The sequence below is a fragment of the Pantoea sp. ANP04 genome, assembly GCF_041982285.1.
Classification (GTDB): domain Bacteria; phylum Pseudomonadota; class Gammaproteobacteria; order Enterobacterales; family Enterobacteriaceae; genus Pantoea; species Pantoea eucalypti.
Genome location: NZ_JAUTYS010000025.1, coordinates 1 through 13,099, shown reverse-complemented (window position 1 = coordinate 13,099; position 13,099 = coordinate 1). Strand labels below are relative to the sequence as shown.

At 46.2% G+C, this 13,099-nt stretch carries 8 protein-coding genes and 1 pseudogene; all 9 read right to left on the bottom strand.

All coding sequences use genetic code 11. From position 1 onward, the window contains the following. Nucleotides 1–402 precede the first annotated feature (402 nt). Nucleotides 403–840: a hypothetical protein gene (locus Q7C21_RS21920; protein WP_375151091.1), complete on the bottom strand. Its 438-nt coding sequence runs from the start codon at nt 838–840 to the stop codon at nt 403–405. Nucleotides 841–948: 108 nt separating this feature from the next. Next, nucleotides 949–1,169 (bottom strand): annotated as a pseudogene (locus tag Q7C21_RS21915) (type VI secretion system tip protein VgrG); the annotation flags it as partial. A 1,178-nt stretch (nt 1,170–2,347) separates the two neighbouring features. Further along, the gene (locus tag Q7C21_RS21910; RefSeq protein ID WP_375151090.1) at nt 2,348–2,941 is read right to left on the bottom strand and encodes a hypothetical protein; all 594 of its coding nucleotides are present in this window, start codon (nt 2,939–2,941) and stop codon (nt 2,348–2,350) included. Then, nucleotides 2,935–6,903 carry an RHS repeat-associated core domain-containing protein gene (locus Q7C21_RS21905; protein WP_375151089.1) on the bottom strand — a complete coding sequence of 1,323 codons (3,969 nt, stop codon included), beginning with the start codon at nt 6,901–6,903 and terminating at the stop codon, nt 2,935–2,937. Before Q7C21_RS21905 ends, Q7C21_RS21910 begins: the two co-directional genes overlap by 7 nt. A gap of 541 nt (nt 6,904–7,444) precedes the next feature. Beyond that, nucleotides 7,445–8,098 (bottom strand): ankyrin repeat domain-containing protein, encoded by a 654-nt coding sequence (locus Q7C21_RS21900; protein WP_375151088.1) that lies wholly within the window; start codon nt 8,096–8,098, stop codon nt 7,445–7,447. Nucleotides 8,099–8,884: 786 nt separating this feature from the next. Further along, nucleotides 8,885–9,631, bottom strand: a complete 747-nt coding sequence (locus tag Q7C21_RS21895; RefSeq protein ID WP_003852272.1) for an ankyrin repeat domain-containing protein — start codon at nt 9,629–9,631, stop codon at nt 8,885–8,887. A 9-nt stretch (nt 9,632–9,640) separates the two neighbouring features. Then, entirely contained in the window at nt 9,641–10,939 is a 1,299-nt protein-coding gene (locus Q7C21_RS21890) for a PAAR-like domain-containing protein (RefSeq protein WP_375151087.1), read from the bottom strand. After that, a complete protein-coding gene (locus Q7C21_RS21885) occupies nt 10,932–12,086 on the bottom strand; it encodes a DUF2169 domain-containing protein (RefSeq protein WP_375151086.1) in 1,155 nt (384 codons plus the stop codon). Before Q7C21_RS21885 ends, Q7C21_RS21890 begins: the two co-directional genes overlap by 8 nt. A 2-nt stretch (nt 12,087–12,088) precedes the next feature. Further along, a partial coding sequence (locus Q7C21_RS21880; protein ID WP_375151085.1) for a type VI secretion system Vgr family protein occupies nt 12,089–13,099 on the bottom strand: 1,011 nt, incomplete at its 5' end.

Below are 13,099 nucleotides of genomic sequence, written 5' to 3'. Positions count from 1 at the left end.
TCACCTACCATTTTTAACTCTACACAGGCAGCGCACCGTCCCGGTTTAGTTCCCATGGTGTTGCAAGACTTTTAGCCTGTCATAGCAGGCTTTTTAAACAGCCAGTCAGACATATTTATCTCACACTGGCAGCCTTATACGCGGCCCAAACTGCCAGGCAGGGTGAGTCATCCGTGGTTAATTAGCGTCAGATTTGGGTTAAACCGATATCAGCGAAGGCAACTGGCTTCAGTTCCGCTGGCTTGAGGCTGACTGGCAGCGCAACGGTAATGCAGGATTTCTTATCTGGTCTAGGTATAAAGGCATTTTCGGAAGCGCTGTTAGATCACTTCCCTGGAAAAGCCCGGCGTAAAGGAAAAGCATAGTCCTTGTCAATATTCACAGCCTGCTTCCCTTCTTAATTTAATTAGACAGCCAGATACCGTAATAAATCACTATAGATCCAAGAGAAAGAATGACCTTTGAAAAAACGAACAGCCCTGGTGCCAGTTTATTGATAGCCGGTGAAAACCTCCTGTAATTACCAGCATTATATTTCTTATGAAAATCCATAATAGTGCCAAACAAATTGCACAATCCAACAAGTATAAACCTCATACCCCATATAAAAAATAGTGACGCACCTAACGCCTCCATTAAGTCTCCTGCGGCGTCCCTGGTAAAACCCGGGATTATCGCTGCCAGTCCTTTAAGCACGAACCCAATAGCAATAATGGCGATAAAAACACCAGCAAAAGCTTTCCCTATACCAGCCAGCGTTTTTTTTCCATAGGACATCTTACTGCTCCAGATAAAATAGACTGTTACAAATAAAAAAAATAAAAATGCTACAATTTCCATGCTGTTGCCATCCGTTTTAAAAATCAATTACCAATCAGGCTCGTTTTAGGGGCGCTAATGATAGCGATCACGTTTCATCGGTCACAGGTCAAGCTCGGCCGTCAGTTAATAGACCGCATGTTGTGTGCCGCTCAGCTCCTGGCTGCGCACCGCTATCCGGGTGATTTTTGTTGGTAAGGTAGCGCGAGCTCAGTGCGTTCATCAGGCCATCGGTAGGCAGCGTAAACGTTATCGGCTTGCCCAGCAGAGCGCGACAGCACCTCGGTGTCATCTGGCGTATGAAACAGCAGACCGTGCGCTGACAGCTGTGCGGCAATGCGTGCGAATATTAAGTAGATTACATGTTAATTCAGTAACTCGACATTTTACCCAGCTGGCCCTCACCGCTGTAGCGATAGCACATCTGGCCTTCCGGTGTCGTGCGCGCCAGCAGTTTCATAGCCTATGCTTTCTTTGATTGTTCAGACGCAGACTCTGTTTAAAACTGCTCAAGCGCTGCCCACTTTCTTCATTTTCTTCAGTGAAAAAACGCATCGCGGAGAGGGTGAAATTATTGCTGTCCGGAACCGGTGTTTGCGGAATTACAATTAGTATAAAAAGATAAAATTAAAAACAGATTTAATTTCGCACTTTATATATTTGAAGCATTCAATCAACTTAAAATATTTATATGAAATCATTTTAATGAGCGTGGAGTTTAATTATTATTAAAAAATAAATAATAAAAAACACCAATCAATATCTAAAAATACACATGAGCAACAGCACCAATTAGACAAAATTATTAAGAAAAAATTCACTCAAGGAAAAATTATAACATATTTAAGATTGAAACTTTATCCCTAACACTGCTATAACAACCAAATAAATATCGAAGGTTCGAAATAAATAACATTCTACGAGCTAACTATTAATAAAAAATAATATCTCTTGGCCACATTAAACAATTCGGAGTTTGTTGTTCATAATAACATAATGGATGTGCGAATCTACTGTGAACAATTCATCTCATATTGAGAAATTACAGTTGATGATTATGCAATTTCACCTAACTTACTCTGCATTTAAATACAGGACCTAACCAAACAATCTACCCTATGTTAGCTTAATATAAAAAACCATAGCATTAACTCTCTTAATAGGCATATTTTGGTGAGAGGAAATAAATTTTTAATTCACTTAAAATATATCACGTCACAACCTTAATATCTTTAACCTCTCTATTAGAGAACTTGGCCCAATCCTAACATACATTCCTTTTCTTACATTAAGCCAATCAGTTGCGGCACAGTTTTAGTACTAACTCTGATGCGCACTTATGCCCCACATGCTCCCGCTTGAACGAGGCGATCCCGAGCTAAAATTATCATGAAAACGCCAACGCATTACTGATAAGCTACAAACCTAAATGCTAACAACTTTCTACTTAAGCATCTTTCAATATATTTAGAATGGAATATAAAAGCTCGCACACACACACAACATTGCAACCATCATTCATAATAAATTACCATGCTTTCAACGAATCTATAGAAGGAAATGAGTCGAATTGTATTTCAAGATCTTTAGCGATTGACTTTACCTTATCCAAGCAAGATGAATCTGTGAAAATAAGGCATTTCCCGCCTTGCGGCATGTAGTTATTGACAATAAAAAATTCGCATCCCTGCCGGCTCAACTCATTTAGCACCCGGGATGATAACTTATCATTCTCATAAACGTCATACAACTCAGGCTTTTCATTCAAGACCTCTACAGCAAGACCTTTCCTAGCTAAAATTTCATTTTTCTTAATCGTCAACTTATAACTATCCAAGTCAGATTTTAACTTCTCCCAACGTTTAAAAAAGTACAGACCTTCAGAGTCGAGTACTGTTTTTTTTACCAACCCTTTAACCTGATTGTCATAGTAATATATTTCAGAAAATAGAACCTTGAGTAAATCTTTAGCTTTATCCGTATCAAAACCATATGGACCATACCCGTAGTCATCAACATTAAATTGGTAGCATAAACAAAAAGCTTCCGAGTCTTTTTTGATTTCAATAATTTCGTTAAAATTAGGAATGGGAATTTTTATTAATCTTTCGTTAGCTACCATGTAAATATTACCTCTTCACCTTTAGGATTTACTGAATGTATATGACCTGACTCATGATGTTTTGGCACACCAGGCTGCCCAGCATCAGGATGTCCGTCTGGATGCTCAAACCATTTATTTTTGCCATACCGATTTTCTCTTCCCAGTGATTTCCCTCCGTCAGATTTCATTCCCGCCCAAGTTCTACCCCGGCTCGTAGGGTTAAGTTCATCAATACTAATATTGCGTCCCCCCCTAGACACCCTTGGAACCTGAGCGTGCTCCTTAGCCCGTTTCAAAGCATCACTTCTGCTTTTAGCTTTAACTAAAGAACATTTACTCAGCCCCAGCGGATCCACAAAACTCAGCGGATTCGGCGCATACTGATAAAGGTTAACCCCACCGGCAAGCCCTATTGGATCCTGGCTCACAAACCTGCCCGCATCCGGATCATAATAGCGAAAGCGGTTATAGTGCAAACCTGTTTCCGCATCGAAATACTGACCCTGATAGCGCAGCGGCTGATAAACCGGCTCTGCATTCTCTCCGGCTGCCTGCTCTATACGCAGCGTATTGCCCCAGGCACGATAGACGGCACGCCAGACCACACTGCCATCAGCACCAGTCAGCTCTCGTGGCAGACCTGACACGTCGTTATGATACCAGTTAACCTGCGCTTCATGCTCCGTCTCGCCCTGCTGCAGACTGATCTGCGCCAGCGGAGCAAAGCTGTCATCCTCGTAAATCCAGAGGTGCTGGCGCGAGCCTCTCACCTCACTCAGCAGGCGATTGCCTTCCCAGATGAAGCGCGTGATACCAAAAGCATCGCGTTTCCAGCTTCGACGTCCAAATGCATCATAGCCGTAAGTGGTTCGCTGCTCAGTCCCGTGGCGGGTGCTCATCGATTCGGTCAGCTGATGTTCAGCGTTCCAGATAAACTGCTGGTCTGTGTGGCGGCCGCTCTGTTTGCGCGTCACATTACCAAAGCCGTCATAGGTCCAGCGTTTATCTTCATAAACCCTGAGCCGGTTATCCTGTAATGGCTGCGTCTGAGTTTCACTCAGCAGATTGTGCGCCGGGTCAAAGGCGAAATGCTCATCACGCGCCCGCGTCATCCGTCCCAGCGCGTCATATTCGTAGCGATAATCGCCTGTGTATTTATCCGTCATCTGCGTCTGCTGGCCATCGCGCCGCCAGACATACTCGCGTGCCACCGCTGACTGCGCGCCACGGCCCGCACGCTGGCTTATCAGCCGTCCCATTTCGTCGTGAAGATATTCACTTGTGATTGCACCCTGGGTACGGCGCACTTCACGGTGCATAACGTCACGTTCGCTTTCACTGATAATACGGTTACCCAAGTTGACCTGCACCCGATGCCCGCTGCCGTAGTAGAGCTGCTTCAGTTCCCGCCCATCCGGTAAGATGGTGTGCGTCCGGTTACCCAGCTCGTCATAGCTGTGGCGCAGTTCATAACGGTGACCCCGAACCAGCGTCCGTTCAGTAAGCAACTGTCCGGCATCATCCCATTCGAGTTCAGAGCGTCCGCCGTGATTGACACCGGCCGTGAGGCGTCCCAGCGCATCGTAACGATAGCGGGTACGTTGCCATGTGGCATCTCCACCGCGCGACACCAGCTTTTCCAGCAATCGCCCGGCGGGATCCCGTTGATAGTGCGAGTGGATTACCTGCCCGCTGCCATCGCCTTCTTCAATACGAATCAGCAGCCAGCCACTGTCATCATATTCATAACGCGTTTTGCAACCATCAAACCCGCGCTCCTCGACCTGGTTATCCCGGGCGTCGTAGCGGAATGTATATCGTGCACCGTTCTCATTAATCAGTGCGGTCAGGCGACGGGCCAGATCGTATTCATAGCCAATACTGTGGCCGAGTGCATCAGTGCGTGATAGCGGCAAGCCATCAGCAGCCAGCGTCCAGCGCGTAACCTGCCCCTGAGGATCCTGCCAGGCAATCAGACGTCTCCAGCGGTCAAACTCAAAGCTTTCCGTTCCACCATCGGCATGCACAATACGCTGGGGCAGGCCATTCCATCGGTTATAAAACAGCGTCTGGTTGCCTGCGGCATCCGTCTGCTGCTTCATCCAGCCATATTTGTCATAGTCAAATGTCGCTGTGCGCCCTGAGCAATCGGTATGACTGATCAGAAAGTTGGCCTGGTTCCAGCATAACGTTTGTACGCCCGCCGCAGCATCACGCACCCTGACCAGATTGCCACGGTCATCATGGTTGTATTCTGTAATGCGTCCTATCTCATCCGAAAAACGGATTAAGTTTCCTGCTGTGTCGTAGATAAATTCACGCGAGCCGCCCAGCATGTTGGTCACACGAACCGGCGTGTTCCAGCGTTCATGATAATCAAAACGTGTAGTCTGACCATCTGGCTCAATGATGGCCGTACAGTTGCCGCGTTCATCATAGCGGTAGCGTGTAAATCGGCCGCTCTGGTCGGTGACTTGTGTCATCTGACCGCGGGCATTACGTCTAATACGAATATGCCCTTCCATCGCATCCTGATAGCCAATCAGTTCCTTATTGTCGTCAAAGTCATAGCGTGTCACGCGTCCCAGTGCATCAGTGACCGTTGTAGTCTGGCTGCCATATTCAAAACGCCATTCCCCGCCGAGGCTGTCGCGATGTGCCAGTACCTTTCCTTCAGGGAAATATTTATCGTAATGATAAAAACACTCCATTTCGCCCGCACGACGATGCGCCACCATAATATGGTTACGGTAAAGGAATTCACGCAGCACCTCGTTGAGCTCATTACGCACGGCAATCAGGTCACCCTGAGGTGAATAATCGTAGCGACACAGAATTTCGGCATTCAGAGGATCAGACGGATAACAGACGCTGACGCTGGTGATACGGAAAAAAGCACTCCCCGTGTCCGATTCAAACTGAGAGAAGTTGATATTAAATCGACGACCAGCGCTATCTTCAATCTGCACCGGCAGATGCCGGATATCATAACGGAGCGTCAGCCGGTTGCCATGACGATCGCTGATGGCAGACAACAGCCAGCGGTCAGATTCAGCTTTATGTGTAAAGTGCCAGTGCTGGCTTTCATCCGCGGCCGAAATACAAAATTCCTCAGGCTGCGGCTGCGAGAGGTAGAGTTGCTCATAGCGATGAAGCTGAGGCTGGCGGCCCGCTTCCGGATAGGGGAACTCAATTTCGCGACCCTGTTCATCCATTAAGACCAGCAGACCCGCTTTCTTACGTACTTCCTGTGAAATGGGCAGTGACCAGCCCTGTCCCAGCCAGCCATTGCCGATTTCATCAGAAAAATAGTAGCGCTGCCAGTTAAGGGGAACTGATGCCGGGAAAGAGAAATCATTATCTTCAGGGCCGAACAGCAGTTTGATACCCAGTACAGGGTTAACCGGACTACCAATCGCCATATCCACCTGCGGCAGAGGCCTTGCCGGAATTTTGCACGGCTCAGTCTTTTTCTGCGCATGCCCTTTGTCACTGCCTCCCTTTTCGCTGCCCGCTTTTTTAGCGCTGATAACTTCATCAGCTTCTTTTTTAGCGGCTTTAGCTTCGGCTTTAGCAGCGGTCGTTTCAGCTTTGACGGCTGCTTTTTCAGCCAGTTCAGCCCCTTCTTTTGCAATGCCTTTGCCCACTTTTGCGGCTTCTACCGCTTTACCCGCTTTTGCTGCCAGCTTACCGGCTTTAAACGCCGCCCCGCCACCGGGTACAAAGTTAGCTGCCGCCGAAGCGGCTGAAAGTGCAGCGTTACCATAATCCCCTTCTGCGGTGTAAATCGCGGCGTTCGCGCCGTCAGCTACCGCGCCGACAACAGGAACTGCGCCTAACACGTCCAGACCGGTATGCACCCAGTCGCCATAACTGCTCCACCAGCTTTTCTTTTTCGGCGGGTTGGCACTGCCCGCCGCCACATGGCCTTGTGGCGCAGGCGCATATTGTAATTTACCAATCGTATTTCCGGTTGCCATTGGAGCTCCGTGCGAAACTGTACAGGTTAAAGAAGGAATTATTTATTAAACTTGTTTACTCAGGAATAAGATCTGAGGCATGCCATGCAGTTCAGGTGAATAGTTTCACCTGATACCGTTTAATCATTTATGAATTGAGGTGAAAAAAGATGAAGCAGTCAAATCTTGTCAAAAAGGGTTTAGTTGCAGAATAAATTAGTGAGGCCAGAACATATACTTAAAATCAGGCATATAATAATTGCAATGTCAGAGTAGTAATCATCATGCCCCATCATTTAGGTACGAGCAATCATACCAGTACTGGACCGTCTCGCTATCACGCCAGAAAGTGATGCAGTTAAGGTTTATTATCACTATATTTCTGACACCCCAGCCAGCACTTCTGAACATCTGTTAAATCACGAAAAAACCTGCATAAGCAGGCCTTTATGCAATCTGAACCTGTCACTGAGTATAACTATGACAGGTTCATCTCAGTCTACATTAATCGAAAATTCAAGCATTCATAAGATGATGATTTTCAATTTAGCCCAAACATCTATTAATTTTTTTGCGTTAATTTTCTTATATCTTCTAGCTTATTAAGGGCCTTTGTATTATCTTTATTTGTATTACTAATAATTTTATCCAACAGTTGATTAAAAGTTACATTATTCACATCAGTAACATTTGCATGCGCATCATGATGAAGAAGGTATTCAACCTGATCATATTGTCGACCATACATCCCCTCAAAAATTGCTGTTTGTCCTAAGCTATCTTTCGCATTGACATCAGCACCTATTTCAACAAAATACTTTAGAGTAGGGAAGGCTTTTTCATTAGTTGCATAAAATATTATCGGCGTGCTGTCAAATTTCGCGTTTTTATCCATCCCTCCTTTGATTAATGCTTTGACAAAAGCAGGATCTGAATATCCCGCTGTGTTACTTGCCACAGAACCCATATCGGCAACGTATTGAACAGGATCGGCGCCATGCTTTACCAGAACACTCATTACATTGAGTCTGTTAACGTCCTTATTTGAAGCTTCACTGAGGGCATAATACAAAAGGGTCAAATCCTTCTCGCCAGGTTTATTAAGATCAGTTTGAGTTGATAATTTTTCCACCTCATCAACATTGCCATCTTCAATTGCCTGTGCCAGTTGTAACTGGCTTCCTGAAAAGTAATCCTCCGGATGGATTTTCTTCATATCATCACAAGCCTGTAAAGTTAACAAAGAAAATATTAACGGCAATAAGATTACTTTCCTTATAAAACCCAAAATTCACCTCCGGCGAGTTGCTTTTATATCAATGTTATTTTCTAACTCCTGAAAATAAATCATCTGACCCATACTTTAAAAAAACCTCATATCCTGGCGCTTAATAATTTTATTCAGAATAATATTAAACCCCTCAGCATTTTCATTTTTAATACGTGGAGCGGCATCATGCCTTATCAACCATATACAACTATCCCACTACATTTCTGGCAAGACCCTGATAAGTAGACCCTTACATACTGGGGAGCGAATATTTAGTTCATCACGTTACCAAAAATATTGCATAACCTTTCAATTGCGATCAGAACCCGCACTAAAAATAAAAACCACTCCTTAGCTTTTGTATCTGCCTTCACAATCTACATTCAATAAAATAGAAAAGTATTTCTATACGCTGCTTTTAAGCCAATCTAATTTGTTATCTAACAGAACTAAACAAGATTCTCTTATGTTGGCTTTAGCATCGCTTATGCCAGCTCAACCTTCTGGCCCATGGAATAATCTTATAACATTCTTTTCCAATCAAGAAAATAAACCAATCACAGTTAAAACAAATGGCATCATCCTCAGTGGCAACTGATTTATTATATTTAAGCAATCTGGCATACTGATATTGAATAATAATAAATCTATTGATTTTTCCTTAAAGCCATTATGACATCCTTGTCTTTTCACTGACGAAAGCAGCCATAACTTCATCAGCAGGAATCAAAATTAAGCACGTCCACCTTTTTGTTTAGCAAGCTTATGAATTTCCATTAACTTGTCCTGTGTAGAACCTTTCTCACCATTATTGCGTTTGATCACATCGTCAAGTTGACGCATAAATGACCATCCGGTGTTTTTTTCAACCGCATTAGGATTGGCTCCGTGATTCAGTAACCACTCGACGGTATCTAACTGCATTCCATCCAACGCAGCCATAACTGTTGATTTTCCCAGCGAGTCTGTCGCATTAACATTTGCGCCGCGATTTACCATCAGAGCCAGAGTTTTTAAGGTACCATCTGAAGCGGCATCATGCAGCAAGGGTTGCCCCTGGACTTTAACATTCACGTCCATGCCACCATCAATTAACGCAGCCATAAACTCCGGGTGCGGCGATGTGGCGACTAATTCAGCGACACTGCCCATATCAGGCACATCCTGAAGAGGGTCGGCACCGGCTTTGACAAGCTGACTGATGATTTCTAATTGCTGGCTTTTTCTATTTTTTGCTTGCTGTAAAGCAAAATAGAGCAATGTCATGTCCTGCTTACCTGGCTTATTAAGAGAGGTGTCAGGGGTTAGCTTCCTGACATCAGCGATATTCTCACTGGCGATAGCCTGGGCAAGGCTCAATTGTGTACCATGGAAAAATTGTTCTGGAGGATATTTACTCATTGCATTACATCCTGAAATCGAAATTAAAAATATCAGACCACCATAGCGGGCTACTTTTTTTATAAGAGACTTAACCATTTTTTCTCCTTAAATTGAAGATAACAACTTCTCGTCATTATCTTTCTCCAGTTCAATACAGTGTTTTACCTGGTCCATCCCATGCATATCAATTGCGCTTCCCTCTCCGCCATCCATAGGATGCTTGTTGCCAACTGCAGAAGGAGACGCTACCAACGCCACTCCTAACGCACTAAATGCAACTGCACCCCATGGCCCCAGAGTTTTCAGTCCAGTAAGTCCTAGTCCACCTATCACTGCAGCCCCTGCCCAGAATCCAGGCTCCTGTATCATAGTAAGAATTTCACCTTTGACACGATAAGCAGAGATATTTTCTGCCGTTTCAGTGACAGGTACTTCGCCGCTGTACTTTTTAACGGTTGATGATTTCAATCCAGCAGAGTTGAATGTCCAGCCCGTTTTTCCGCTTGCCCGTGAAGCTGATGAAGCCATTCCGCCTCCCAGAGAATGTCCTGTCATATCAATTGGCGCTGTGGAGCGTCGAACCGATGTGCCTATTGAAACAGCCTGTTTGTAATAATTTGAGTCTACACCCATGCCCTGCTGAACATTGTTTTTCCAGTCAGCGGTTTCCGTCATTCGCGTACCTCTAAATACGACGGATGCAGACATATCTTTTCCAAAAAAAGCTTCGTCGGGCTCATATACCCTTGCACGGAAACCCGGGTCTTTAGCGATTCTTAGTGATTTTGGCGTAAGGTTATATTTTGCCAGCGCCTCAGGGTCGTCACTGATATCTTTCCAGCCTTCAGGTATTTCAGGCATAGGTCTGGTGGGATCGCGGGGCTCATAAACATAGTCCGCTAACCTCGCCTTTTCCATGCCAGTATTATTCTGCTCAAGCCGCAAAGCCGCCTGCACCACTTTAGGGTCCTTACTTTTCTTCCCTTTTTCTATCAGAGCCTTACGCCTTTCCCACGTCTCTTTTTTTGTCAGGTTTCCACCACGTCCGCCAAGCGCTTTGCCATTCATGGCAAAAAGATCCTGCACACGGTTTAAGGGATAACCACCAATATAGGTGTCCGGGCTGTGCTCTATTGACCAGCAGTCACCCTCAACCGTTCCACTCACCACACCTTTATTGCGCCCTGCTGCATCACCAATAGTGGTAGGGACGTAGCTTGATTTATAAACAAACGCCGGATGACCATTAAATTTCACGCTATCGACAGTGCTTTTTGAAGGCGCCAGCGTAGCCGTTACCGGATAAGGAACCGGTGGCTGAATACCGGGGGTAAAACAGAGATCCGGTGCTAAACCGACAACTTTATATACGCCGTCTTTACGTGCGGCATAGTTATCAGCCATGGCGTTGCTCCTTGTTGATAAGAGCCAAGAGCGAAGGTGGTAGGGGGATAAAACTGTCAGCCTGACTGTCGGTAAGCTGTTGCTGCGCACGTTGTACCATCACTTTCCGCTCATCCATAGCGATAAAGCGTAACTCGGTCATTGCGGGTTCCAGTTGTTCAGAAAATACCACGCGATAGCTGCAATGCACTTTGCGCGTGGGTAGATCGATAACCAGCGTGTCGAGTTGCAAATCATACGTCAACCCGGCGCCCTGCTGCGTGGTAACAAAAGCAAAAAGTGTTTCAACCGGTACAGAAAAATCGAGCTGCTGCCCACTCTTTTCCTGATGCGATATCAGATTTTTGAGTGTGACGGGAATGCTTGTCATAGGTTTGGGCAAGGGGAATTGCATCCAGGGATGCGCGCCACACCAGTAGTCAAACTTAAAATCAGCGGGCAGAAACGGATGCCGATGCTGTTTCCATGCTTCATCATAGGTACCGGCAAACGTAATACGAGGATGCCAGCCTCTACCATAGAAACCAAAACCGGCAGGCAGATTTTCATCTTCAATATTCTTAACAGGGTTGGGCAGTAGTTCAAACTGGGGTGCCGGAAGATGCTGAAGTTTTAGCTCTTTCTGAGCCTTAGCCGGTAACCAACCTATGCCAACACTATTAAAAGATGATGCCAGTTCCTCACCTTTTTCCAGTCGGTAAAAGCCTCCCTGAGCAAATTCATAGCGTAAATCAACATGCGTAACAGGCTTCCCGTTAGTGAGCTGCCAGGTGGCAACCATTTTTCGCCACTCGCGCGGGCCATAAACATTTAGCAGACGGGTGAAATCACCGATTCGAGCGCCTACAGTGAGATGCCGCACGGGCTTATCTTCGGGTGCCCACGCAGTGCCATTGATCACCACATCCAGTCTGGGTTTATAAGGCGCAAGGTCGCTTTCAAAACGCACACTGCTGGTACCCGGTTCATCGTAATAGTAATCCTGCTCGAAGAGTTCGCCCTGATCTTCACACAAGGTCAGCTTACCGGTGATGATATCAAGATCGTAACTGACGCGAGCCACCAGGACGTTAAAGCCATGATCATGTTGGTCAAGCGACTCAAACAGCAGCGCTGGAAAAGCGCTATGGTTAGCAAAATTTTCCATAATCAGTTGATGTCTATCTGTGTTCCGTCGATATCAATCACCTTCTCACCGACCAGCTTGATCTTGTTCGCGCTGATGGTGATGGTGCCATTATGCTCAAGCACAATCATCGATTCGCCACATACCAGGGTGATTTTGTCTTCAGCACTGAACTCCGCAGTAGTCCCGGCAGTCAATGCCATATCCCGTCCGGTATTGAGCGAATATTTCATGCCGACATGGTGTGCCTGCATTCCGCCGACATTGGTCATCCAGCCGCCACCAACGTTTAGCATGTATGCCGCGCCAATATTGGTGTTCTGAGCCAGACCGACATTGAGCATTGAAGCCAGTGCAATGGTTTCAGCTTTCGCCCTATCCACTTTCAGTGTCTGGTTGCCATTAATCGTTACCGACTGATTCTGACCAATACGCACTTTCTCATTCTGATCGACTGTTTCAGTGCGATTACTGTGTACAGTGATGGTTTCATTACCATCCACCGTTTCAGTACGATTCTGATGAACGGTAATGGTTTCATTTTGATCAACCGTTTCTGTACGATTTTTCTTCACCTCGGTTGTTTCATTGCCGCCGATGGTTTTAGTCCGGTTGCTGCCGACGCTGTGGGTTTCATTGTTCTCAACCTCAGTGTCCATGTTCTTCTCGGCATGCAGCCAGACCTGTTCCTCACCCGCCTTATCCTCAAACCTCAGCGCGTTCGCCGTATCCGCCGTGCCGTCCTTTGACCGGCTTAAAAAGCCCATCTGCGTCGCCGCCGCCGGCAGCGCCCACGGCGGCATGCTCGCCTCGTTGTACACGCGGCCGATGATCAGCGGACGGTCCGGATCGCCATTAATAAAGTCCACCACCACCTCGTCGTTAACACGCGGGATCTGCACCCCGCCGAACCCCTGACCCGCCCAGGCGCTGGAGACGCGCACCCAGCAGGAGCTGGTGTCGTCGCCCTTCGCCAGACGGTCCCAGTGAAACTTCACCTTTACCCGGCCGTAGCGGTCGGTCCAGATCGACTC